Below are 24,081 nucleotides of genomic sequence, written 5' to 3'. Positions count from 1 at the left end.
GACCGCGCACACGTACCGTGTGCATCCCGCGTCCGTGCGGGCCGCGACGAGGAGCACGCCGATGACCGACTGGGCCACCATGCTGGACGAGCTCGTCCGCACCCGCGGTGACGCCCTCGTGTCAGCGGCGTACCTGCTCACGGGCGACCTGGCCGAGGCCGAGGACCTCGTGCAGGACGCGCTCGTCGCGGCATACTCGCGCAGACGCACGGACGACGACATCCGCAGCGCGGAGGCGTACGTCCGCCGCACGATCCGCAACACGTTCGTCGACGGCTTCCGTCGACGCAAGCGCTGGGCCGCGGTCCGCCACCTCCAAGTGGCGCCCCCGTCCCAGCCCGACGACGGCGCCGCGACGCCCGAGCACGTGCCCGCGCACCTCGACGTGCTGCGCGCGCTGTCGACGCTCACGCCCCGCGAGCGCGTGTGCGTCGTCCTGCGCTTCTACGAGGACATGACAGTCCCGCAGGTCGCTGCCGAGCTCGGGCTCGCCCAGGGCTCTGTCAAGCGCTACCTGTCCGACGCGGTCAAGCGCCTCGAGCACCACCTGGGCCCGCTCGCCGACGCCCACCACATCGATCTTGACGTCACCCACGGAGGTGCACGATGACCCACGACGACCACCGCGACCTGTCGGGCCTCCTGCGAGGCATCGCCGACGACGCCGCCCACGCCCCGCGCGCCCGCTCCCTCGAGGACATGGCCGCGACCGCCCGCACGCACGGCCTCGCCGCGCGTCGCCGCCGTACTGCGGCCCGGTCGCTCGTCGCCGCGGCGTCCGTCGCACTCGTCGCCGTCGGCGGTGTGCTCGTCGCGCAGAACATCGGCGGCAGCGACGGCACGCCGCCGCCCGCGACGAACACCGACCTGCCGGCCGCGTGCGGCACGACGTTCACGCCGCCGAAGGGCAGCATCGAGGGGCTCGACCTCGTGCTCTCGACGGCCACGCCGCCGCTCACGGCCCGGAGCCTCGCCGACCTGCCGCACGTCGTCGCGGTCCTCCACGAGGGCGCGGCCGAGAAGTCGCTGACGCTCGGCTCGACCGGCTACGTCAGCTACACCGTCGTCCAGGATGGCAAGATCGTCGCCCTGCCCGGCGCCATGCCCGAGCCGTTCACTCAGGCCGAGCTGACCGCGGGCGGCGACCCGAGCGAGGCTTTCCAGCGCACCGCGTCCGTCGCGTGCGACCCGTCCGGGACCCTGCCCGCCGGGACCTACCAGGTGTGGGCGACCGTCGACGGCACGCTCGTCGGCGACGCCTCACGCCAGGTCGACGTTGTCGGCGGACCGTGGGACGTGACGATCGACGCACTGGGCCTCACGATGGGCACCCAGGTCTTCGCGTGCGGCGAGTCGCTCAGCGACGACGACTCACGGTCCCTCGGCGGCGAGTACCGCACCGAGATCATCGGCCCGGAGCGCCCCGTCACCCCGGCTCCGGTCCTGCCCGACCTGCTCCGCATCGACCCGGCCATCACCGACGGCAGCACGCACGCACGCACCGTCACCGGCGTCTGGACGTACCTCACCCGCGACGGCAAGATCGTCTCCGCCCACAAGACCGAGGGCACGGAACTCATGGCCTGGTTCGGACCCGAGGACGCGACGGACATCATGCCCGGCACGTCACGGATCGTCGACGGGCTGCGCGTGGGCGGCAGCGCCACGGCCTGCGACAGCTCCGGGCTCCTGCCCGCGGGCGACTACCAGGCCTCTGTGATCCTCGAGTTCACGTCGATCGGCCCTGACGACCTCCCGACGAGGACGATCACGGCAAGCAACACTGTCGACCTGATGCTCGGCGACCCGACGGACGCTCCCAGCCAGGGGTCGACGATGCTCGCGTGCGGCGACCCGACGGCCGAGATCACCTCGTCGACCGTCGCCGGCGGCGACACGGTGACCCTCACCCTCGACGGCACCGCGACACGCGTCCCGGCCGGAGAGGTCGGCGACGGCGCCATGAGGGCGCAGATCCGCCACGCGAAGGGATCGACGGCCTGGTACACGGGCGACGCCGCCGAGGTCTACCTCCTGCGTGACGAGACCGTCGTCGCAGCCTCGCGGACCCGCCAGGGCAGCGACAAGTGGCACACGGGCGAGCTGCCCGCGAGCATCCTCCCGAAGTACCCCGAGCGCGACGCGCTCGTCGCGGACATCCCGACGACGGACTGCGACGGCACCGCCCTGCCCGACGGCACGTACACGCTCCTCGTCGTCGTCCCCGTCACCCAGCTCGACGGCACCACCGAGACCGCGACCGAGATCATCTCGGTGCGTCAGGACCTCACGATCGGTGGCGGGCCGGAACTGCCCACGAAGGACGCGTCGGCGACGTTCCCCGCGTGCGGCGCCGAGGTCCCCGGTTTCCAGGGCGACTCGCTCGAGGTCTCGGGGACGCCGGAGAAGACGACCGTCGGGCTCGACAACGCGCACGGCGGCGAGATGACGGTGACGAACATCGGCGACACGCGCCTCGCGGGTTCGTTCCCGGGGGTCGTCGGCGGGGTCCTCACCCGCAACGGGATCGTCGTCGGCCAGATCCCCGACAACTCGAACGATACCCCGACGAGCGGGTATGACCTCGCCCGCGGCGACTCGACCGATCTCACGTGGAACACAGACCTGCGGTCCTGCTCGACGGGCGAGCACGTCGGCGCCGGCACCTACGAGGTGTGGGCGACGGCGACGCTCACCGGCACCGACGGGACGAAGGAGTCGGCGACCGGCAAGGTCGCGACGGTGACGGTCAATCCCGAGCGGGTCACCGACTGATCGTCGGCCCCGGGGCGCGCAGGGGGCGCTCCCGGACCGTCGATCGACGAAGGGCCCGGCCTCGCGGCCGGGCCCTTCGTCGTGCAGTCGGTCCGCCGTCAGCCGGCGAGACGCGCCTCAAGTGCTGCGAGCAGGACGCACGTCGCGACACCGTCCATGCTCGTGCGGACGTCGTCGGCCGACGGGAAGCTCGGGGCGAGACGGATGTTCTCGTCGCGCGGGTCGACCCCGCCCGGGAACGTCGCGCCCGCGGCCGTGAGAGCGATGCCCGCGGCCTTCGCGAGCTCGACGACCCGACGCGCGGTGCCGGGCACGACGTCGAGGCTGATGAAGTAGCCACCCTCGGGCCGCGTCCACGTGGCCGCGCCTGTGCCGCCGAGGCGGGCGTCGAGGATCTCGAGCACCGCGTCGAACTTGGGCGCGAGGATCTGCCGGTGCTTCTCCATGTGCGCGCGCACGCCCGCCGCGTCGCCGAAGAACCGCAGGTGGCGGAGCTGGTTGACCTTGTCGGGGCCGATCGAGCGCTTGCCGTAGAGGTTGCCGTACCAGGCGAGGTTCTCCGCAGAGGAGCCGAGGAACGCGACGCCCGCGCCCGCGAACGTGATCTTCGACGTCGACGCGACGGTCCAGACGCGGTTCGGGTGGCCTTCCTCGGCGGCGAGCTCGAGGATCGGCAGGGCGGGGGCGCACTGCTCGGCGAGCGGGTGGACGGCGTACGCGTTGTCCCAGACGATGCGGAAGTCAGGCGCGGCCGTCTCGAGGGCGAGGAGCGCGCGCGTCACTTCCTCGGAGTACACGGCGCCCGTCGGGTTCGCGTACGTCGGCACGCACCACATGCCCTTGACGGCCGGGTCGGCGACGGCGGCGCGCACCTCGTCGAGGTCTGGGCCGTCCGCGTGGAGCGTCACGGGGATCATCTCGATGCCGTACGCCTCGGCGATCGCGAAGTGGCGGTCGTAGCCCGGCACAGGGCAGAGGAACTTCACGGCGGGCTCGTCGCGCCACGGGCGTTCGGAGTCGTTCGTCCCGAGGAGCAACGCGAACGCGACGAGGTCGTGCATGATCTCGAGGCTCGCGTTGCCCGCCGCCCAGAGGTTGGCTGGGTCGATGCTCAGGAGCTCGCCGAAGATCGCGCGCAGTTCCGGGAGACCCTGGAGGCCGCCGTAGTTGCGGACGTCCGTGCCCGTGCCGTCACGGAAGTCGCCGTCGCCCGGGAGCGAGAGCAGTGCGTTGGAGAGGTCGAGCTGCGCGGGCGCGGGCTTGCCGCGCGTGAGATCGAGCGTGAGGCCCGTCGCCTGGAGGTCGGCGTACGCCTGCTGGAGGCGGGCGTGCTCGGCGGCGAGCTCGTCAGGGCTGAGGTTCTCGAACGCAGGGGACATCGTTGGCGCCTCTCCCCGGCCGGGGCCGGGAGTCTGGGTGAGTTCCGACAGGGCCACGGGCGCGGACGCCGCGCGACCTCCCTGATCCTAGGGCCACGCACCGCGAGCGTCCTAGGACGTCCACGCGCCCGCGCCGGGGTCGCCTGGCCGCTCCGTGTACCCCGCGGCACGTGCCGTCAGGCAGTGAGCGCGGCGATGATCGCGAGGACGATCGTGCCGAGCGGCATGAGGAACGCGGAGAACGGCAGCCGCAGGCGCACCGAGCGGGGATCCGACGGCCCGACGATGTCGTCGGGTGCCCCCAGGGTTCGGACGCTCCGCGTCGTGCCAACGACGAGCAGCAGCACGGCTACGACAAGCACCGGAAGCACCGGAAGGCTCACGACGACCGTCCGCCACAGCACCGAGGGCAGCACGACCGACGTGAGCGAGGCACCGAGCATGATCGACGCGAGCCCCGGACGTTCGACGACGGTGCGCATGGCCCACGTGGACCTCGCCCCCAGCACGGCGACGATCCCCAGCATGAGCACGACCGTGAGCAGCATCCCTCCCGTGACGTTGACGGGCTCGCCGCGGACGAGGCCCCGGACGGCCGCGGGGACGGCGAAGAGCGCGACGAGCTGCAGCCCGGACCACACCCCGCCCCACCGGATCTCCGACTCGAGGCTCTCGTCGGGCGCGAGTTCGAGCGACTGTGCGTACGCCACGGGGTCGCCGAACGCCTCCGCTGCCGGTTCCCCGGCCTCGGCGCAGTGCGACTCGACCTCCGCGAGCGCGTCGCCGATGAGGGTGCCGGGCACGCCGTGCACCCGGAGGGCGAGGACGAACGCGTCGAGCCACGACGGCTCGACGTGCGGGGCGAGGGCCGCAGGGTCAGGGGTGCGTGTCACGGGAGGACCTCCGTCGTCGGGGTGCGCATGGGGTGGGGGTGGGGAACGTCGCGCCCGTCGGGCGGCGCGCCGTCGGGCGCGAGGATTGCGAGCGTCGTCGTCGTGAACGCGCGCCAGCGCACCCGGGCGTCGGCGAGCGCGGCGCGGCCGTCGGGCGTGAGCTCGTAGTACTTGCGGCCGGGGCCGCCGTCGCCGGCGCGCCACTCGACGGTGACGTGGCCGGCGGTCTCGAGGCGGCCGAGAAGCGGGTAGAGGGTGCCGCCCTTGAGACGGCCGAGGCCGAGCTCGTCGAGCCGCTCGGCGATCGCGTAGCCATACGTCGGGCCGTCGGCGAGGACGTGGAGGACGCAGGGTTCGAGCACGCCGCGAAGCCACTCGGCGGGCCAGGTCGTGTCGGTCATGGCTAGACAGTAACGCAATCTAGTCAGCCATGCCACCTACCTCGCGATGCTGCCAGGGCGTCGGACTGGCAGTGCCCGCCAGGCCTGCCCGCGCGCGGTATTGAGGCGTGGGCGTCAGGCGGCTGCGGGCGTGGCGCGGCGCTCGAGCGCGACGTTGGCCAGGCCCAGCACGACGAGCAGCACCGCCGACACGAGCGGCAGAACCATCGCCGGCCCCGCACCCTGCGCCTCCGCCACCTGGCCCGTCACCGCGGACGCCACGGCCTGCGCGAGGCTGAGCGCTGCGGTCGTCAGCGTCATCGTCGTCGCCGCACGCCCCTGCGGGCTGCGCGCCGACGCCATCGATAGCACCGTGACGAGCACCGGGCCGACGCCGAGCCCCATGAGCAGCAGCGCGAGGATCGGCGACGCCCCCGCCGCGAGCGTCGCGTAGAGCGCCGACGACACGACGATGACCGTGCCGAACACGACCCATCGCCAACGCGGCACGAACGCCCGCGGCAGCAGCGCCACCCCGAGCGCGAGCACGGCCGACGTCAGACCCATCGCGCCGTACGCGAGACCAGCCTCGTCACCGCGGCCCTGCTCCCCCATGAAGGCGGTGAGCGATGTGAGCGTCGTCCCGAAGAACAGGCCGACGGCAAACGCCCCACCGACGACGACGAGCACCCGCGCCCGCACGATCTCGCGCAGCGGCGCACGCTCCTCGGTCGCATGGCCGACGGCCCGCACGGCCGCCGTCGGGTGCAGCGCGAACGCGACGACGGCGGTGAGACTCAGCGTCGCCGCGACCGCGAGCGGCAGCCACGGCGCGACCATCGCGGCGAGCACACCGACGAGCACGGGGCCGATGACGAACGCCGTCTCGTCGATCGCCGACTCGTACGACATGACGTGCGCGAACGTCGACACCCGCTTCTCCGGGACGACGCGCGCCCCGACGATCGTCACAAGCCGCGTCCGCGACAGCGGCGCGACCTGCGGGACGGTCGCTCCCGCGAGGAACGCGACGGCGACGACGAGCGGGCGCGTCGCGTCCGCATGGACGACGAGCGGCACGACGGCGACGGCCACCGCGTTGAGCAGACCGACGACGGGCACGACGCGGCGCTGCCCGTGACGGTCGACGAGCCCGCCGACGAACGGTCCCGCGAGCACGACGCCCACACCGACCGCGCCCGAGGCGAGCCCGCCGAGCGCGACCGAGCCCGTCACCGTCGTCACGTAGGTAAGGACGCCGACGACGACCATCGCGAACGGCAGGCGCGCGATCGCGGCGACCGGGTAGTAGCCCCAGCCGGTCGCGCGGACGAGCGAGCTCGCGAGGCTCGTCGGGTGAGCGGGTGCGGGCGTGGACGTCGTGGTGCTCATGCGCGTGGTCCTTCTCGTGCAGGGGCGGTGCCGCCTTGCTGCGGGAGCAGGTGATGCACGTGGGCGGAGGACTCGTCCGCGGCCTGGTGGCGTCGGCGGGGTCCTGCCGGGGTGCCGATGGGCACCGCCGTTGACGGTAGCACGCGGCTGGCGCGTATGGCCGGGCTGGTGAGCGACGCCACCCCCGACCCCAGGAGTCCGCGCAGATGGCCACTCGGCGTGACCATCTGCGCGGACTCCTCGGCAGAGGTGGCGGGGCGCAGGCGGGTTCGGTTAGCGACCCGAGCCCGTGAGCGAGCGCACCGAGCTTGCGAGGCCGAGCGTCTCGCGAAGGGTTGCGCCCGGGTACGAGTCGCGGAACAGGCCCTTGGCGCGCAGCGCGGGCACGACCCCGTCGACGAGGCCCGTGACGTCGGCGACGAGCGACGACGGCGTCACGACGAAGCCGTCGACGGCGCCCGCGGCGTGCCACTCCTCGATGAGGTCGGCGAGGTCGAGGGGCGTGCCGACCTGGATGATCGAGCCGGAGTGCGCGGCGACGACCTCGGTGCCCTCAAACGCGTCGAGGAGGTCGAGGCGCGCCTCGGCGCTCGCACGGTCGGGGCCGGTGACGGCGAAGAGGTCGACGAGCACGAGCACGTCGTCAGCGTCGCGACCGGCCTCGAGGGCCGCGGTCCGCACGATGCGGCGCTGCTCGCGCGCGTCCTCGAGGGTGTGAGCGCCGATGCGGACGACGTCCGCGAGGCGGCCCGCGCGCTCGAGGTGGGCGTGGTTGCGGACAGAGACGACGGTCGGCGCGATCGAGGACACCTGGCGGGTGACGGCCTGGACAAGGCGGTCGGGCGTCGAGCCGTCGACCTGCCAGCCGGCGCGCCCGCCCGAGTTCCGGGAGATCGTCTGGAGGGCCGTCGCGACGTGGCCGGGCTCGTTGGACTCGGGCGAGATCGTCGCGACGAGGCCGAGGCGGTCGGTGATGCGACCGAGGCGGGAGGTGATGACGGCAGCGTCGAGGCGGCCGCGGAGCAGGCCGATGGTCTCGGGCTGGAGCCGGAAGTCGTCGCTGATGGCGACGAGGTCGAGAGTTCCGCGCTCGGCGGTGCGCACGAGGTCGTTGAGGCGCTCGGCGTTGAGGGCGCCCACGGGCGCGGGGACGGGCAGGTGGCCCGAGAAGCGGCGGGCGCCGGCGGCGCTGAGGTCGAGGCCGAGGTGGATCCGGGCGCGCTCGTTCAGTGCAGGGTTCGGGGTGTTGGTGCGGTTCTGCGGGGTCATGGCTGTGCCTTCCGGGCAGGGACGACCCTCCGGGCGGCGCGTCGTGGCGCTCGGCGGCAGGGGGTCGTCCAAAGAGTGTCGTGGTCCCGCGCGACGGCGGGGGTGGTCCGGGCGGCGCGTGGCGCCGGCGTGGACGGGGGCGCGCGAGCTGGTCGCGAGCTGAGTGCTCAGACGGTGGTCGCGCTGGTCAGCGCTGACAGCACCGGTCGGCACAGGTCGACATACACATGCACATTCGGGCCTGACGGGTCGCCGCGACGGGTCGCTGCCATCCTGCCTGGTGCATCGTGCTCTCCTGTCCGCGCCGCACGTGGCGGCTGCGCTCGTTGCCCCGTCCACGGCGGACGGAGCCTGGTCCTCACCCGGAGCACCCCCGCGCGGGGGTTGCTGGTCAGCCAGCCGGGGCTTGGCGCTGACGCTCATGACCTGAGGTTGATCGTTCTCTTCTCGGCAAGCGCCGTCAGGCGCCCACCGCAAGTGCTTCGAAACTAGGACCTTGGTCGCGCACGTGTCAACGGTTCGGACCGATTCATCCCACCCTTCGGGACATTGTCGCGGTGGGAGGATGTGTTGGTGCCCACCGACCTTCTTGACGTGCTCCTCGCGGGCGGGCGTCGCGCCGACCGTGCGACGCACGTCGAGCACGTGCCGGCGCGCGCGGGGACGCACGCGGACTGGCCCGAGTGGGCGGACCGAGACCTCGTCTCGGGCTACCGCGCACTGGGCGTCGAACGCCCGTGGCGTCACCAGGTCGAGGCGGCGGACGCCGCGTGGGCGGGGCACCACACGGTCATCGGCACGTCGACGGGCTCGGGCAAGTCCCTCGCGTTCTGGCTGCCCGCGCTCACGTCGGTCCGGGTCGACCACGCGCGCGGCACGTTCGACCCGGGCCGGATCGAGTCTGTGCGTTCCCGCGGCTCCGTCCTGTACCTCTGCCCGACGAAGGCGCTCGCCGCCGACCAGCTCGTCGGCCTCGAGCAGCTGCTCGCGGCCGCAGGCACGCCCGACGTCAAGGTCGCGACGTGCGACGGCGACACCCCGTACGAGGAGCGGCGCTGGGTCCGCGACCACGCGGACGTCGTGCTGACGAACCCCGACTTCCTGCACTTCGCGCTCCTGCCGCAGCACGCGCGGTGGGCTCGGCTGCTGCGCTCGCTGCGGTACGTCGTCGTCGACGAGGGCCACGCGTTCCGCGGTGTGCTCGGCGCGCACGTCGCGCTCGTGCTGCGCCGCCTGCGACGCCTGTGCGCGCACTACTCGGGCCGCCCGGAGGGCCCGACGTTCGTCGTCGCGTCGGCGACGAGTGCCGAGCCGGCGCGCACGACCGCGCGTCTCGTGGGCGTCGACGCGGGCGAGGTCGTCGCGGTGACCGCGGACACGGCGCCCACGGGCCGCCGCACGTTCGTCCTGTGGGAGCCCGCTGAGCTGCCCGGCACGGACGCGGGCGTCGACGACGGCTTCGTCACGTTCACGCCCGGGACGACGCCCGAAGAGTGGTGGGTCGACGCACCCGAGGAGACCGAGCCGCGGCCTCGCCGCTCGGCGACCGCGGAGGCCGCCGACCTCCTCGCGGACCTCACGTCGGCGGGCGCCCGGACGCTCGCGTTCTGCCGGTCGCGGCGCGGCGCCGAGTCGGTCGCGCTGAGCGCGCAGCGGGCGCTGGCCGCGGTGTCCCCGCGCCTGCGCGACGCGGTCGCGGCGTACCGCGGCGGCTACCTGCCCGAGGAGCGCCGCGAGCTCGAGGACGCGATCCGCTCGGGCCGGCTGCGGGCGCTCGCGACGACGAACGCCCTTGAGCTCGGCGTCGACATCTCGGGTCTCGACGCGGTGCTCGTCGTCGGTTGGCCGGGCACGCGCATGTCGATCTGGCAGCAGGCGGGGCGCGCCGGGAGGGCGGGGGCCGACGGTCTCGTCGCGTTCGTCGCACGCGAGGACCCTCTCGACACGTACCTCGTCCACCATCCCGAGGCGATCTTCGACGCCCCGCTCGAGGCGACGGTCTTCGACCCGGGCAACCCGCACGTGCTCGCGCCGCACCTGTGCGCTGCCGCGGCCGAGCTACCGCTGCGCGAGGACGACCTCGACGCGTTCGGGCCGCACGCCCGCGAGGTGCTCGTCGTGCTCGAGCGGCGCGGCGCTCTGCGACGCCGGCCGTCGGGCTGGTTCTGGACGCACCCGACGTCGGCGGCCGGGCTCACCGACCTGCGCGGCTCGGGCGGCGAGCCGGTGCGCGTCGTCGAGGACGGCACCGGCCGCATGCTCGGCACGGTCGACGCGGCGGGCGCCGACGGTTCCGTGCACACGGGCGCCGTGTACGTCCATCAGGGCACGTCGTACGTCGTGCGGGAGCTCGACCTCGAGGACAAGGTCGCGCTCGTCGGGCGCAAGGACGTCGACTACGGCACGTGGTCGCACGACATCACGACGATCGCCGTGCACGACGGCGCGCGCGAGCGCACGTGGACCGCGGGCGGGCGCTCGGTGCGCTGGGGCCTCGGTGACGTCGACGTGACGACGCAGGTCGTCTCGTACACGAAGCGTCGCCTGCCGGGCCTCGAGATCGTCTCGAACCACGACCTCAACCTGCCGCCGCGCACGCTGCCGACGACCGCCGTGTGGTGGACGGCGCCGGCCGACGTGCTCGAGGCGGCGGGCGTCACCGCCGAGCTCGCGCCCGGTGCGCTCCACGCGGCCGAGCATGCGTCGATCGGTCTGCTGCCGCTGCTCGCGACATGCGACCGCTGGGACCTCGGCGGCGTCTCGACCGCGATGCACGTCGACACGGGCGAGGCGACGGTCTTCGTCTACGACGCCTACCCGGGCGGCGCGGGCTTCGCGGAGCGCGGCTTCGAGCTCGGCGCGACGTGGCTGCGCGCGACGCGCGAGTCGATCGCGGACTGCCCGTGCCAGGCGGGCTGCCCCGCATGCGTGCAGTCGCCCAAGTGCGGCTCGCAGAACAACCCGCTCGAGAAGGAGGCCGCGGTGCGGCTGCTCGACGCGGTGCTCGCGTGCGCTCCCGGCGGGCACGTCATGCGCTGACGCGGTCATCGGGCACCTGCCTGCTCGGCGTCGCGCACCCATGCCGGGCCTGCACGCGCGGTGGCGGTGCGCGGCCCGGCGACGCGCGCGAGCGCACCGCGCGGCGACCTGCGCACGGTGACCTCGACGACGCCGAGCCCGTCGACGTCGCACGTGACGATCTCGGCGCCGTTGCGGGTCGCGGCCTCGGCTGCGACCGTGCACGGCACCGCGCCCGTCCACGGAGCCGCAGCAGCCTGCGCGCCCGCGAGCGCCGCCAGATCTGCGGCCGACGAGGTCGCGGCTCCGAGCGCCCGCGCCGACGCCGTGAGGGCGAGCGTCCCGGCGAGCACCGCGGCGACGGCGAGCACCGCGAGGAGCAGGACGGAGGCACTGCCGTCGTCGGGCGCCGGTCCGTCGATGCAGCGGTCGTCGAGCGGGCGGCTCACCGGCCGAGCGGATCGGTGACGGTCACGCCCGCGGCGCGCCCGGTCCCGCGTCCTCGGTAACCTGGAGCGGGCCTGCCTCGTCCGCAGCACGGTCACTCCACCGCCGCGACAGCGGTCGCGCTGACACCGAGCGCCCCGAGCGGGCCCCGTCCGTCGCCGACGCCGCGCCGGACGGCGACGCTCGCCCACCCATCGGTGACGACGAGATCGACCGACGCCGTCGCGCCTGCGACGCGGCGGGCTGCCGCGACGGCGTCGGCCTCGGTGAGCCCGAGCGCTGCGGCGCGTGCGCCCGCCCGGGCGCCGTCGAGCACGCTCAGGTGCGCGACGCCGACGGCCGCGACAGTGAGGACAACGAGGAGCGCGACGACGACGACCGGCAGCACGACCGCGACCTCGGCCGTGACGGACCCGCGGTCGTCGCGGCGGGGTCGCGGTCGTGACTGGCCGCTCATCAGATCGTCAGCGCCTGCTTGACGATCTTGAGGAGCATCGTGCGCACGTCGCTGCTCGCGAGGATCGTCACGAGGAGGCCGGCGAGGCCGACGGCCGCGATGATCGTCACGGCGTACTCGGCGGTCGCGGCGCCACGCTCGCGGTGGGCGCGCAGCTGGGCGACGGTCGTCGCGAGCCAGCTGCGGGTGGGGGCGTCGGTCGGCGGCGCGTCGGCCACCGCGGTCTCAGGGTGGTCGGTGGGCAGGTCGGGGACGAGCGTCAGGGCACTCATGGGTCCTCCTCTGGTCGGCGGCCGGGGCCGCGGTGCGCGCGGGCCAGGCGGCCCGCGGAGCACCACGGTGGGCCGTGCGAGGAGGTCACGGAAGGGGCGCGGCGAGATCCGTGGACGAGGTTCCCACCGCCCCCTCCTGTGGGCAGCCCTGCACGCTGACGCATCTCGGCACGGGACGGTCGCCGCCCCGCACGCGCCGGGGTGTCAGGCCTCGACGAACCCGTCCCCGGTGAGGATCGTGCCGGTGCACGCGTCGCGCATCGCGTGCGCGAGCCGCGTGATCGTCGGCAGCACCCGGCGCCGGGCGATCGCGTCGACGGCCTCGCCTCCCTCGTGCTCAGACTGCCACGTGAGCTCGTACGCGAACGGACCGTGGTCGCGCCACGGCAGCTCCCGCAGCGCGGGCGGCTCGAGCTCGGCGCGGTACATGCGCAGGACGACGGCCCCGTCGAACGCGGTGCGGCCGACGAGCGTGTACCCGAGGGCACCGACGACGCCGCGGTGTCGTTCGGCGACGTTGTCGAGGCTCGTCCGCAGGCCGTGCCGTACGAGCAGGTCGAAGGCCTGCTGGACGTCGACGAGCATGGGCGAGAAGAGGGTGCGCCACCCGCCGCGGACGCTCTCGGACCGGTCGAGCCCGGTCGCACGGACGTCGGCCCACGCCCGCTCTGCGGCCTCGCGCACGCCCGCGTCGGGGCCCGCGCCGGGAGCGCGGCACGCATGCTCGACGGCCGCGACGAGCGCGCCCGCCGCCGGGTGGGCAGGTGTGCCGGTCGCCCCTGCGGTGTGCGCGGCGACCGCGCGCGCCCACGCGCGGGCGACCGACCCTGTGCTCCCGTCCTCGTCGACCTCGGTGACCCACCACGTCACCTCGTCGTCGCGCGCGGTCGGGAAGGGCCCGACGACGCGTGCGCCGTCAGCGACCTCGAGGAGCCCGAGGGCACCGTTCTCGTCGGTGGCCGGCGCTCCCCGGAACCGCGCCCCGACGAGTGCCTGCGCGGGACGGGGAGCGAGAGGTTCGCGCAGCCACGTGGCGTGCGGGAACCAGGCGCGCGCAAGCGTACGCACGTCGATGGTGCGGGGGACGACGAGGGCGGTGCAGCTCACCTGGACGCTCACGGACGGGCTCCTTCCACGCGGGGCGCGGTTCCGCGTCCGACGGTAGGTGGAGCGTGCTTCCAAGATGTTTCGGCGGCGGGTCGGTCGTGGGTCGGCTCAGAGGAGCCCCGCACCGAGCGCGATGACCGCGGGGACGAGCCCGAGCAGCGCGAACGCGGGCAGGAGGCACAGGCCGAGCGGGACGACGAGGCGCACGGCGAGCCGTTCTGCGGCCTCGACGGCGCGCGCGTCGGCCTCGCGGTCGTGCCGGTCACGTGCGGCGCGGAGCGCGGCCCCGGGTGCGGCGCCCTGCTCCCAGGCGGGGCGGAGGCAGTCAGCGACGAGGTCGAGGATGCGCGGTCGGGTGCCGCTGTGCCCCGCTGAGCCGACAGAGCGTCTGGTCCGACGGCCGACGGCGTCGTCCGACGGCTTCCCCTCAGCGCCTGCGGCGGCCCAGGCCTCGTCCCATGCGGCGCCGAGGACGAGCGCGGCTCCCGCGGTGACGAGGCCGCGGCCTGTCGGGCCGTCGACCGCGTCCCCGACGACGCGGAGGGCGTCTGGCAGCGACGTGGCGCCCGTCGCGACGGCGAGCAGCTCGAGCACGACGCCGACGTCGTCGACGGGGTCGTCGGCGCTCTCGGTGTCGTCCGTGGCCGAGGTGGCGGCGACGAGCCGCCCTGCCGACGCCGCACGCCCCGGGTCGGGGCCGCCGGCCAGCGTGTGACCGTCCCGCGCGCCGTCGTTCACCGCTCTGCCTGGGCCACGGACGCCGCGACCTCTCCCCCACCCGTCGCCCGACGCGGCGAGGAGGAGCGCCGTGCCGAGGACGACGAGCACGGCCGGGTCCGTCACGGGTGTTCCGCCTGTCGCACGAGCACCCGGATCCAGCGGTGTCCGGCCGCGAGCGCGAGCGCGCCGCACGTGACGGAGAGGGCGCCCGCGCCTCCGCCGAGCACGGTGTTCACGGGGTCGCCGCCGAGGAGGCTCGCGACGAGGAGTCCGAGCAGCGGCAGCCATGCGAGGAGCCGTGCGGTCGCGCGGGGGCCGGCGAGTGCGGCGCGGCGTCGTGCGGCACGGGTCTCGGCGGCGACGGCCTCGCGGCCGACGTGCTCGAGGGTGTCGGCGAGCGGGGCGCCGAGCCGCGCGGCGAGACGGCTGGCCGCAACGAGGGCGGCAACCTGCGCGCGGCGTTCCCGTGCGGCGGTGTGCCCGTGGCGGCGCCGTCTCCCCGGCCGTGGACGCGGCGCGCGTGCGTCATCGGGACGGTCCGATGCACCTTCGTCGTCGGGGTCCTCACGGGCCGAGCCGTCGATCCGGAGGGCGAGCGAGCCGGCGTGCGGGACGCCGTCGGGCGTCGCGAGCACCCCGGCGTGCGCCCACGCGTGCGCGGGCGGGGTGCCAGCCCGCAGCGAGGCGGCAACGGTCGCGAGCAGCACGTCGACCGCGCTGCCCGGTGCGCGCAGCGTCGACTCCGTCGTCGTGCGGACCGGCCGCACGCCGGTGCGCGGCACGCCGCCCGCGGCGAGGAACGCGAGCACACCGACGAGCGCTCCGACGACGACGGCCATCACGGGCCTTCCCCGAGACGGTCGACGAGCCGTTCCCAGCCGGGCCCGCGGCGCGGTGCGCCGTGGCCGTCCCACGTGAGCGCGGGCGTGACGACGAGCTGCCCCGCATCGAGCGCGACGATCCCGACCTCGGCGACGTGCCGATGCCCGGCGGTGCGGCGCACGTGGACGACCGCATCGAGAGCCGCCGCGGCCTGCGCGGCGACGGCCTCCGGCGCGAGGCCGGCGAGCGCGCCGAGCGCCGCGAGCCGAGCGGGCACGTCAGCGGCGGAGTTCGCGTGGAGGGTCGCCCAGCCGCCGTCGTGCCCAGTGTTGAGGGCGGTGAGGAGCTCGCGCACCTCAGCTCCCCGGCACTCGCCGAGGACGATCCTGTCGGGTCGCATGCGCAGGGTCGCGCGGACGAGGTCGGCGAGCGTCACCTCGCCACGCCCCTCGACGTTGGGGCGTCGCGCGAGCAGGTGGAGGACGTGGGGGTGCGTCGGGACGAGCTCGCGCGCCTCCTCGACGACGACGATCCGCTCGTCGGCGGGGACGAGAGCGAGCAGCGCCGCGAGGAGCGTCGTCTTGCCGCTTCCCGTCGCGCCGGCCACGACGACGTTCGCGCGCGACGTCACGAGCGCGGGCAGGAGGTCGCTGCTGCCGGGTGGGAGCATGCCGGCCTCGACAAGCTCGGTGTAGGGCAGGCTGCCGGGCCTCAGGACGCGCAGTGACACGATCGCGCCCCGCGGGCACACGGGTGCGACGACGGCGTGCAGCCGCGTGCCGTCGGGCAGGCGGGCGTCGACGACGGGGCTCGCGTCGTCGAGCCGCTGCCCTTCTGCGGCGGCGAGGTGGACGGCGAGAGCGCGCACGTCGTCGTCCGTGCCGAGGTCGATCGGGACGGGCTCGAGCCCGTCGCCCCGGTCGATCCACACGTCGCGTGGGCCGTTGACGAGGACGTCGGTGACGCCGGGCTCGTCGAGCAGCGTCTGGAGGGGGCCGGCGCCGTAGGTCGCGTCGCGCACGTCGTGGACGAGCCGTTCGAGGGCGTGCGAGCCGAGGACGACGCCGCGGCGGCGGACGGCGTCGCGGACGACGTCCGTGAGGTCGGCCGCGCCCGCGGGCACGGTCGCGAGACGTGCGCGGACGTCGGCGAGCAACGCGTCGTCGCACGTCCTCATGGCCGGCTCCCGGCGGCGAGCGGCGCGCGGGCGCGCTCGAGCGCGCCGAGCACCGCGAGCGCCGTGCGGTGCAGGCGTGGCCCGCAGGGGCCGACGCCTCGTTCGACGGCGCGCGGCAGGGTGCGGTCGAGGTGGAGGCGCGCGAGGACGTCGACTCCGACGGCGTCCGCGACGACGCCCTCGGTGAGACCACCCGGAGCTGCGCCTGACGTCACGAGCCGCACCGGGGCGGCGGGGTGGAGGTCGTGGAGGCTGCGCTGCGCGGCGGCAACTCCTTGGAGGTCGCGCGGCACGACGAGCACGTGGAGGTCGACGGGCACGGGCGGTCGCGAGCGCACGTGCCGGGGCAGGTCGAGGACGAGCGGCACGTCGGTGCCGAGCGCCGCGAGGACGTCGTGGAGCGCGCCGGGCGCGACCTCGCCGGGGCGGGCCCGGTCGTGGCTGAGCACGTCGACGTCGCCCCAGGTCGGCAGGAGCGCACGGAGCTCGGCTGCCGGCACGTCACCGGTCGCGTCGCGCAGGTCCGCCCAGCGCAGGCCGGGCTGGTCCTCGACCCCGCAGAGGACGTCGATGCCGCCGCCATCCTCGTCGAGGTCGACGAGGACGCACGCGCCGTCGCGCCGGGCGAGCGCGCGGGCGCACGCGGCTGCGAGCGTGCTCGCGCCGGTCCCGCCGCGTGCCCCGCTCACGCCGAGGACGAGACGCAGGCGGGCGGGCGGCGCCGCAAGCATGGTCGGGCCTGCGTCCCACACGTCGCCGTCGAGCGCCAGCCGCTGCCGGGCGACGTCGCCGGGCGCCGCCCCTGTGGCGGTCTCGCTGACGGGCGGCACGGTCCACAGCGCCATGGTCACCTCCGGGTCTCGTCGTGCACGTTCCGCAGCCGACGTTCCCCCGTCGGCACGCACCGCGCGATCCCTCCTTCCGGATCTGTGGACGGGATGCCGGCCGCCCAGCCTGTGGTCAGCCGTGCCGCTAGGCTCGGTCCCGTGACCGCGCAGCGACCTGCGGCGTCACGGCCCCGGCCGACCGCCGCGTTCTTCGACCTCGACAAGACCGTCATCGCAACGTCGAGCGTGTCCGCGTTCTCCCGACCCTTCGCCGCGGGCGGCCTCCTCTCACGCCGCGCGATGCTCCGCTCCGCGTACGCGCACGTCCTCTACATGGCGGGCGGCGCGGACGCCGAGCAGACCGAGCGCATGCGCCGCACGCTCTCCGCGCTCGTCGAGGGATGGGACGTCGCGCAGGTGAGCGAGATCGTCGCCGAGACGCTCCACGACCTCATCGACCCGTACGTCTACGCCGAGGCCGTCGAGCTCATGGCCGAGCATCACGCGGCCGGGCGGGACGTCGTCATCGTCTCCGCGTCCGGCACGGAGGTCGTCGAGCCCATCGCGGCCGCGCTCGGCGCGGACCACGTCGTCGCGACGCGCATGGAGATCGTCGACGGCCGGTACACGGGCGGCATCGACTTTTACGCGTACGGCGAGAACAAGGCCGTCGCGGTCCGCGAGCTCGCCGCGCTGCACGGCTACGACCTCGAGGAGTCCTACGCGTACTCCGACTCGATCACGGACGCGCCGATGCTCGGGGCCGTCGGGCACGGGTTCGTCGTCAACCCCGACCGCACGCTGCGGCGGCTCGCCGCCGAGGAGGGCTGGGACGTGCTCACCTTCACGCGCCCCGTCGCGATCGAGGCGTTCCTCACGCCGCGGCGCGGGATCGCGGCCGGCGTCGCGCTCGCGGCCGCAGCGGGCGCGATCGTGTGGGCGGTGCAGCGGCGGCGCCGCGCCGCCCGATGAGGTTGGGCCCGCTCCCGACGCGGGCGCGGTCAGCGATCTGACGAGAGCAACGTCGCCACCTCGCGTGCGACTGCATCACCCTGAACAGCGGGGGCAAACTCTCCGGGCGTGACCTCGATATAGGCGGCCTGGTCCTGGTTGAGGAGACTCGAGGGGCCTACTCCTCCCGGTCCCAGGTACAGGACGTACGTGCTACCGGTGGCGAGCGTCGCCGCGCCGGGAAGCACAGCGCTCCTACCGTCGAGCGTGCCGCCCAGCTGCTTGACCTCGAGGGCGGCCCCTACCTCGGCGTCTCCACGTATCACCCGCTGGATCTTCACCGTCGCCACCGTGTAGACGAGCGGGGGCATCGCCACCGTCTCCGACGTCGCACCGAGAGCAGGGTTGGACCGCGGGCCGGTCCCGTCCGGGTGACTCTCCAGAGGGATCTCCCTGACCTCGCTCCGGACGACGCGCCCCTCAACGACCAAGGCGGCATCGGCGGTGAGGGACTCCGGACTGTCGTACGACACGTACGCGGCGCTGTAGGTGATGGTCTCCTCGGGCGGCGTCGACACCCCCGTCGAGCAGCTCGCGAGACCGGCCGCGGCAATCACCACAGCGACCCCTCGCAGCACGTACGACACATCGGTTCGCAGACGGATGGCTCCCATGATGCTCGCTCCTCAGCAAAAGGCAAGGACGTCGGCAATGTCGTACGGACGCGGCGACTGAAAGGGCACCACAGACGCAGACGGATATTTCATGATCGACGCCTGAGAGGTCACCGGATTGTCGTCGAGCGAGAGCGCGTGTCCGAGCTCGTGCAAGGTTGTCCACCGCACCCACTGACTCCACGTTCCGGGACTCACCCCGTCCACCACCGATATGCGATTGGCGTTGTGCTAAATTTGGCGCTTTTGCACTCCTGGTCGTAGGCACCTTGTCCCGAGGTCACCCGTCTCGTGGGTTCAGCGCGGCTCGACGTGCCCGTACCGGTGCCGCGTGCGGCTCACGGCCTGCTCGCGGAGGAACGCGAGCAGCTCGCGTCCGCCCGAGGCGACGACGGGCGCGTCGAGCACGGTGACGAACCCGGTCCGGCTCGCGGCGGCCTCGCGGAGTCCGGGACTGCGCCCGACGACGCGGACGCGCCCGTCGACGTCGCCCGCGGCGACGCGCGACGCGAACGACGCGGCGTCCTCGACGCGGGCGTCGCCGGGCAGGACGAGATCGAGGTACGCGCCGTCCGCCCCCGCGTCCCCAGGCGCCGTGCCGTGCCCGGCGTCCGCCGGCGCACGGCTGCGCTCGACTCCCGCGGCACCCACGCCCCCACGCACGACGCCCGGATCGACCGACACGTCGACGGGCACGCCGCACCGCTCGGCGGCGGCGAGCACGCGCGTCACCTCGACTGCAAGCGCGCCGGGTCCGACACGCACGGTCGCGTGCGGCAGAGGTCGGTAGCGCAGGACGTTCGACTCGACGGTGAGGCCGCTCGGGTCGTGCTCGCGCGAGAATTGCTCGCGCCACCAGCGGGCGTCGGACTCCCCCGCCCGCGCGAGCCACGCGCCGGGCGCGGTCTCGCGGTCGGGCACGTCGGGGGCGTCGGCCCACGTGCCGATCTGCGCGACGTAGTGGGGGCCTCCGGCCTTGGCTCCGGGCCCGACGACGGACGCCTTCCAGCCGCCGAACGGTTGGCGGCGGACGATCGCGCCGGTCGTGTGCCGGTTGACGTAGAGGTTCCCGGCCTCGACGCGCTCGGTCCAGCGGTCGATCTCGTCGTCGTCGAGCGAGTGCAGGCCGCTCGTGAGGCCGAGGTCGACGCTGTTGACGACGGCGATCGCGTCGTCGAGCGTCGGGACACGGACGACGCCGAGGACGGGGCCGAACGCCTCCGTGCGGGCGAACCACGAGCCGGGCCGGACGTCGTAGCGCACCCCGGGCGTCCACGCGCGGCCGGCGTCGTCGAGGCGCCGGGGCTCGACGAGCCAGCTCTCGCCGGGCTCGAGCGTCGTGAGGGCGCGCAGGAGGTCGCCGTCGGCGACGGGCGTGAGCGGGCCCATGACGGTTCCGGCGTCGGTCGCGGGCCCGACGGCGAGGGACGTCACGGCGTCGGCGAGCTGGCTGCGCAGGCGGTCGTCGGTGCCGGCAGAGCCGACGAGGACGAGCAGGGACGCGGCCGAGCACTTCTGCCCGGCGTGGCCGAAGGCGGAGCGCACGGTGTCGGCGACGGCGAGGTCGACGTCGGCGGACGGCGTGACGATCATGGCGTTCTTGCCCGACGTCTCCGCGAGGACGTCGAGGCCCGGGCGCATGCGCGCGAAGAGCCGCGCGGTCGCGAGCGACCCGGTGAGCAGGACGCGCGCGACGTCGGGGTGGCGCACGAGGTGGCTGCCGACGTCAGCCTCGCCGCTGCCGGCGACGTCGAGCACCTGGAGGACGTCGGGCGCGTGCCCCCGCTCCGCGAGCGCGTCGCGCACCGCGCCCGCCGCCATGGCGGCGGACAGGGGCGTGAGGTGCGAGGGTTTGAGGAGCGCGGGCGAGCCCGCGGCGAGCGACGCGAGCGCGGAGCCGAGCGGGATGGCGACGGGGAAGTTCCACGGCGGGGTGACGAGCGTGACGCCCCACGGCCTGTGGACAGCGTCCGGGTCGGCGTCCTCGTGGTCGGGGTCGAGCCGTTCGGCGGACCCCGCGTACCAGCGGGCGAGGTCGATCGCCTCCGAGATCTCCGGGTCGATCTCCGCGACGGTCTTGCCGGCCTCCGCGACCGCCGTCTGCGCGATCGCATCCCGACGTTCCTCGAGGAGCTCGGCCGCCCTCCTCAACGCGGCCCCGCGGGCGCCGGGCGGGACGGCCGCCCACGTCGCACCGACCTCGACCGCACGCGCGACGACCGCGTCGGCGGCGGCCGTGCTCGTCACGGGCACGAGCGGCGCAGGCTCGGCGGGCGGCGCGGACCCGTCCCGCATCCGCGCTGCCCGCTCCCGCACGACGGCGAGGGCAGGGTCGAGGTCGGGCACGTTCCAGAACTCGAGCTCCGCACCCCCGGTCGGGTCCCGGTCCTGGTCTTCCACGCCTACACGCGGTTCTGAGTCGTACACGCGGGTCTCAACACGCGTGTACGACTCAGAACCGCGCGTAGGCGGGGCATCGGTGGCTGACGCGGTGGGCGACGGGACGTCGGCGCCCGACGGAGCCCCGGCGGGCGCGCGCAGCCGGCGCGGGGTGCGGTCCACCGTGGGAGCCGCCGCGACCGCCGCGCGGAATGCCGCCTCCTGCGCGTCGAGCGCCGCGGCCCCGGCCGTCATCGCGTGGAGGAAGTTCTGCGGGGCGGCGTTCTCCTCGAGCCGCCGCACGAGGTAGCCGACGGCGACGTCGAGGTCCGCTGGGTCGACGGCCGGCACGTAGAGCAGCACCCGACCGGTCTCGGCACGGACGGCGCGCGCCTGCGCGGGCGCCATGCCGTGGAGCATCTCGACCTCCATGCGCGCCGCCTCCCCGCGCTCGGTCGCGAGCAGGTGCGCGGCCGCGACATGGAAGAGGTTGTGGCTCGCGACGCCGACGCGCAGCCCGAGCCCGGGCGTGAGCGCAAGGTCGAGCAGGTCGAGGTACGACGCGTCGACCTCCGCCTTCGTGGGGTAGACGGTCTGCTCCCAGCCGTGGAGCTCGGCCTCGACGCGCTCCATCGCGAGGTTCGCGCCCTTGACGAGCCGCACGCGCAGCGGCCGTCCACCTGCGGCCTCGCGCCGACGCGAGAGGTGGAGCACCTCTTCGAGCGCCGCCCGGGAGTCGGGCAGGTACGCCTGGAGGGCGACGCCGAGGCGCAGGTCGCGCAGCCCGGGGTCGTCGGCGAGCTCGGCGACGACCCCGAGCGTGAGCGTGAGGTCCCGGTACTCCTCCATGTCGAGCGCGAGGTGCGTGCCGTGCGCGCTCGCGGCGCGCGCGAGCGGCCGCAGTCGCTTGAGCACGCGCGTACGGGACCCGTCGAGGTCCCACGTGACGATCTGCGGGACGAGCGCGGACACCTTGACGGAGACGTGGTCGACGTCCTCGCGGGCGACGAGCGTGCGCAGGCGGGCGGCCCGCGATGCGGCCTCGGCCTCACCGAGGACGGCCTCGCCGAGGAGGTTGACGTTGACGTGGAAGCCTCCGCCCCGTAGGCGCGAGAGCTGGGGCCCGAGGTGCGTCGCGTCGGCGACGAGGTGCCCGATCATCTGGCGCATGCGCGCGTGCGCGGCCGGTACTGCGAGGCGCGGGGCGAGCGGGGCGAGGCGCGACCCTGCGCCGAGCAGCACGCGGTCGGCCGGTCCGAGGAACGCGGGGTGCAGGCCTGCGCGGCCCAGTGCGGCGAGCTCGTGCGCGGCGACGCGCGGGTCGCGGGGCCGGGCGACGCGGTCGACGAACCGGAGGGCGAGCTCGAGCCCGTCGGGGTCAGCGACGAGCGACGCGAGGCGGCGGGTCGAGCGGCGTTCGGTGGGCGTCTCGTCGTGGGCGGTCGCGGCGAGCCAGCGGCGCGCGAGCGCAACCGCCTCCGGGATGACATCGTCGAAGGTCACCATGCCTCATCCTCGTGCCGCGACCGGCGGCTCCGCACGGGCTCGGACGACGGATGAGACGCGACGTGCCAGCAGATGGGACGTCGACGGCCGGCTCCCTCGCAGGGGAACCGGCCGTCGAGGCAGGTAGAGACCTACTTGCTGAGCCCCTTGGCGATGAGGTCCATGACCGAGGAGTCCGCGAGCGTCGTCGCGTCCCCGACGGTGCGGCTCTCGGCGACGTCGAGCAACGCCGGTCAGCCGTCGGAGCTGTCCGGCTCTCGCTTCGCAGTCCGCGCCCGGCGGCGATCGACGAGCGGAGCGACGACAAAGAAGCAGATGAGCCCGATCGGGCTGCTCGCAATGAAGGTCGCAAGAACGGAGTCTGTCAGCAGGTAGGCGACGAGACCGACGACCATCACTCCTGCGATCACCATGGTGGTGAACCAACCCTGCTGCGCCAGGGGAACTCGAGATGTCACCATCCGCAGTTCCTCCGCTGCTTCACCTCGTAGAAGGGCGTATAAGGAATCACGGCGTACTGTGTGATGACGACTCGCGCCTGGTAACAACCAAGGTTCTTGATGGACTTCGTGCGCCACGTCTTGACGATGAGGTTCCACATCTGTATCCCGGTGACTCCGCCCGTCAGGGTGCAGAGGAGTTGTGCGATTTTAGCTGCGCCATGCGGGAGCTTTGAAAGACCGCTACAGGTCACGACGACGGCGCCACCGCCGAGTGCGATCAACGCTGTTGCCATGGTCTTGAGCTCCCAACCTTGCATGTTGAGATACGTCCCCCAGCCGAAGTTGATCCAGGGATCAGCGGTGACCGGATACCCAAAGCCGCCTGAAGCGTGGTCGACGACCTGTGTGAGCGTCGAGCCTTCGACCTCGTAGCGCGTCGGAACGGAGACGCCCTCGGCGTCGGTCGCCCACGGCGCAGCGACCACCCCGACGGGCTCTTCACCGTCGAGCACGAGAACGGAGCCATCCTCCTGCAGCGCGAGGTCGAAGCCCTCGAACGTGTAGTCGTAGCGCTCGGGCGCCGCCTCGTTCTCAAGGACGGAGAGGAAACGCGTCGAACCGTCGGCGAGCGGCTGAACCGCGAGCGAGGCATCGTCGTCGGTCGTGTACACGAGCGTCCCGTCGTCAGCCTGCCGCACCGTGTCCGCACCAGCGAGGTCAGGCAGGGCGACGGTGAGATCGGGAAGCGCCTGGTCCTCGCTCGTGAGCGAGACCGGGGTGCTCACGTCCTCAGGGACGACAACAGTGGCCTCGCCGACCTGCGCCTCGAACCCGTCCCCGGCGCTCGCAGCCTCCAGGACCGCACCCGCCTCGGGAGCGACCGCGGCAATGGCCTCGGCGACCTCCGTCGCGGGAGCATCAGGGTCGTAGGCCTGCGCGAGACCTGCACTCGCGACCAGGAGCGCCGTGCTCGCGACACACGTCGTCAACGTTCTGGAGAAGCTCTTCAAGGCTCTCTCTCTCGAACTTCGGCACATGGCCGGCGCGGCCTCCCTGGGGTCGCGCTTGCCGAAACTAGCACGCACGAGACATGCACTTCAAGACTTCTGTCCGATCATCCCGTTCCCCGGGATATTCGCATATTCAACTACTCGATCCCCTCGGCCGGGCGACACGCCGCCCCCGTCCACGCT

General features: G+C 74.1%; 21 protein-coding genes and 1 riboswitch. Of the genes, 4 read left to right on the top strand and 17 right to left on the bottom strand.

What is annotated here, in order from left to right:
• Positions 1 to 61 precede the first annotated feature (61 nt).
• Both IGS67_RS00820 and IGS67_RS00815 read left to right on the top strand, forming a co-directional pair.
• Positions 62 to 610, top strand: coding sequence for a SigE family RNA polymerase sigma factor (locus IGS67_RS00820; protein WP_192276844.1), 549 nt, complete (start codon positions 62 to 64; stop codon positions 608 to 610).
• Positions 607 to 2,775 (top strand): hypothetical protein, encoded by a 2,169-nt coding sequence (locus IGS67_RS00815; protein ID WP_192276841.1) that lies wholly within the window; start codon positions 607 to 609, stop codon positions 2,773 to 2,775. Before IGS67_RS00820 ends, IGS67_RS00815 begins: the two co-directional genes overlap by 4 nt.
• 98 nt (positions 2,776 to 2,873) lie before the next feature.
• Here IGS67_RS00815 and IGS67_RS00810 read toward each other — a convergent pair whose 3' ends face one another.
• The 5 genes from IGS67_RS00810 to IGS67_RS00790 form a co-directional block, all read right to left on the bottom strand.
• Positions 2,874 to 4,154, bottom strand: a complete 1,281-nt coding sequence (locus IGS67_RS00810; protein ID WP_192276838.1) for an aminotransferase class I/II-fold pyridoxal phosphate-dependent enzyme — start codon at positions 4,152 to 4,154, stop codon at positions 2,874 to 2,876.
• Positions 4,155 to 4,330: 176 nt separating this feature from the next.
• Positions 4,331 to 5,047, bottom strand: a complete 717-nt coding sequence (locus tag IGS67_RS00805) for a hypothetical protein (protein WP_192276835.1) — start codon at positions 5,045 to 5,047, stop codon at positions 4,331 to 4,333.
• Positions 5,044 to 5,448 carry a PadR family transcriptional regulator gene (locus IGS67_RS00800; RefSeq protein ID WP_192276832.1) on the bottom strand — a complete coding sequence of 135 codons (405 nt, stop codon included), beginning with the start codon at positions 5,446 to 5,448 and terminating at the stop codon, positions 5,044 to 5,046. The genes IGS67_RS00805 and IGS67_RS00800 overlap by 4 nt, the downstream gene beginning before the upstream one ends.
• 114 nt (positions 5,449 to 5,562) lie before the next feature.
• A complete protein-coding gene (locus tag IGS67_RS00795) occupies positions 5,563 to 6,819 on the bottom strand; it encodes an MFS transporter (RefSeq protein ID WP_192276830.1) in 1,257 nt (418 codons plus the stop codon).
• A 273-nt stretch (positions 6,820 to 7,092) separates the two neighbouring features.
• Positions 7,093 to 8,088, bottom strand: coding sequence for an LLM class flavin-dependent oxidoreductase (locus tag IGS67_RS00790; protein WP_192276828.1), 996 nt, complete (start codon positions 8,086 to 8,088; stop codon positions 7,093 to 7,095).
• Between the two features lie 316 nt (positions 8,089 to 8,404).
• A riboswitch (SAM riboswitch) is annotated at positions 8,405 to 8,515 on the bottom strand.
• Positions 8,516 to 8,658: 143 nt separating this feature from the next.
• Here IGS67_RS00790 and IGS67_RS00785 point away from each other — a divergent pair.
• Entirely contained in the window at positions 8,659 to 11,127 is a 2,469-nt protein-coding gene (locus IGS67_RS00785; RefSeq protein WP_192276827.1) for a DEAD/DEAH box helicase, read from the top strand.
• A gap of 5 nt (positions 11,128 to 11,132) precedes the next feature.
• Here IGS67_RS00785 and IGS67_RS00780 read toward each other — a convergent pair whose 3' ends face one another.
• The 8 genes from IGS67_RS00780 to ssd form a co-directional block, all read right to left on the bottom strand.
• Complete coding sequence (locus IGS67_RS00780; protein ID WP_328741276.1) at positions 11,133 to 11,555, bottom strand: Rv3654c family TadE-like protein; 423 nt, start codon at positions 11,553 to 11,555, stop codon at positions 11,133 to 11,135.
• Positions 11,556 to 11,647: 92 nt separating this feature from the next.
• The gene (locus IGS67_RS00775) at positions 11,648 to 12,010 is read right to left on the bottom strand and encodes a TadE family type IV pilus minor pilin (RefSeq protein ID WP_235977473.1); all 363 of its coding nucleotides are present in this window, start codon (positions 12,008 to 12,010) and stop codon (positions 11,648 to 11,650) included.
• Positions 12,010 to 12,282 carry a DUF4244 domain-containing protein gene (locus IGS67_RS00770; protein ID WP_192276825.1) on the bottom strand — a complete coding sequence of 91 codons (273 nt, stop codon included), beginning with the start codon at positions 12,280 to 12,282 and terminating at the stop codon, positions 12,010 to 12,012. The genes IGS67_RS00775 and IGS67_RS00770 overlap by 1 nt, the downstream gene beginning before the upstream one ends.
• Before the next feature lie 204 nt (positions 12,283 to 12,486).
• Positions 12,487 to 13,401, bottom strand: a complete 915-nt coding sequence (locus tag IGS67_RS00765) for a hypothetical protein (protein WP_192276823.1) — start codon at positions 13,399 to 13,401, stop codon at positions 12,487 to 12,489.
• A gap of 96 nt (positions 13,402 to 13,497) precedes the next feature.
• Positions 13,498 to 14,232 (bottom strand): hypothetical protein, encoded by a 735-nt coding sequence (locus IGS67_RS00760; RefSeq protein WP_192276821.1) that lies wholly within the window; start codon positions 14,230 to 14,232, stop codon positions 13,498 to 13,500.
• A complete protein-coding gene (locus IGS67_RS00755; protein ID WP_192276819.1) occupies positions 14,229 to 14,951 on the bottom strand; it encodes a type II secretion protein F in 723 nt (240 codons plus the stop codon). Before IGS67_RS00755 ends, IGS67_RS00760 begins: the two co-directional genes overlap by 4 nt.
• Complete coding sequence (locus IGS67_RS00750) at positions 14,948 to 16,108, bottom strand: TadA family conjugal transfer-associated ATPase (protein WP_192276816.1); 1,161 nt, start codon at positions 16,106 to 16,108, stop codon at positions 14,948 to 14,950. The genes IGS67_RS00755 and IGS67_RS00750 overlap by 4 nt, the downstream gene beginning before the upstream one ends.
• A complete protein-coding gene (gene ssd, locus IGS67_RS00745; RefSeq protein WP_192276813.1) occupies positions 16,105 to 16,953 on the bottom strand; it encodes a septum site-determining protein Ssd in 849 nt (282 codons plus the stop codon). Before ssd ends, IGS67_RS00750 begins: the two co-directional genes overlap by 4 nt.
• A gap of 93 nt (positions 16,954 to 17,046) precedes the next feature.
• Between ssd and IGS67_RS00740 the strand changes: the two genes are divergently transcribed.
• Positions 17,047 to 17,907, top strand: a complete 861-nt coding sequence (locus tag IGS67_RS00740) for an HAD family hydrolase (RefSeq protein ID WP_192276810.1) — start codon at positions 17,047 to 17,049, stop codon at positions 17,905 to 17,907.
• A gap of 29 nt (positions 17,908 to 17,936) precedes the next feature.
• Here the strand turns inward: IGS67_RS00740 and IGS67_RS00735 are convergent, their stop codons facing one another.
• The 4 genes from IGS67_RS00735 to IGS67_RS00720 all read right to left on the bottom strand — a co-directional run bounded on the left by IGS67_RS00735 (position 17,937) and on the right by IGS67_RS00720 (position 23,877).
• The gene (locus IGS67_RS00735) at positions 17,937 to 18,560 is read right to left on the bottom strand and encodes a hypothetical protein (protein ID WP_192276807.1); all 624 of its coding nucleotides are present in this window, start codon (positions 18,558 to 18,560) and stop codon (positions 17,937 to 17,939) included.
• A gap of 297 nt (positions 18,561 to 18,857) precedes the next feature.
• Positions 18,858 to 22,445, bottom strand: coding sequence for a proline dehydrogenase family protein (locus IGS67_RS00730; RefSeq protein ID WP_192276805.1), 3,588 nt, complete (start codon positions 22,443 to 22,445; stop codon positions 18,858 to 18,860).
• Positions 22,446 to 22,678: 233 nt separating this feature from the next.
• Entirely contained in the window at positions 22,679 to 22,858 is a 180-nt protein-coding gene (locus IGS67_RS00725) for a hypothetical protein (RefSeq protein ID WP_192276802.1), read from the bottom strand.
• Positions 22,859 to 22,899: 41 nt separating this feature from the next.
• Positions 22,900 to 23,877: a hypothetical protein gene (locus IGS67_RS00720; RefSeq protein WP_192276799.1), complete on the bottom strand. Its 978-nt coding sequence runs from the start codon at positions 23,875 to 23,877 to the stop codon at positions 22,900 to 22,902.
• Between the last annotated feature and the right edge of the window lie 204 nt (positions 23,878 to 24,081).

This window comes from Flavimobilis rhizosphaerae (assembly GCF_014852685.1).
In the GTDB taxonomy this organism is placed as follows: Bacteria; Actinomycetota; Actinomycetes; order Actinomycetales; family Cellulomonadaceae; genus Flavimobilis; species Flavimobilis rhizosphaerae.
Note: the sequence above shows the minus strand (reverse complement) of the source record. Positions and strands in the feature narration are given on the sequence as shown.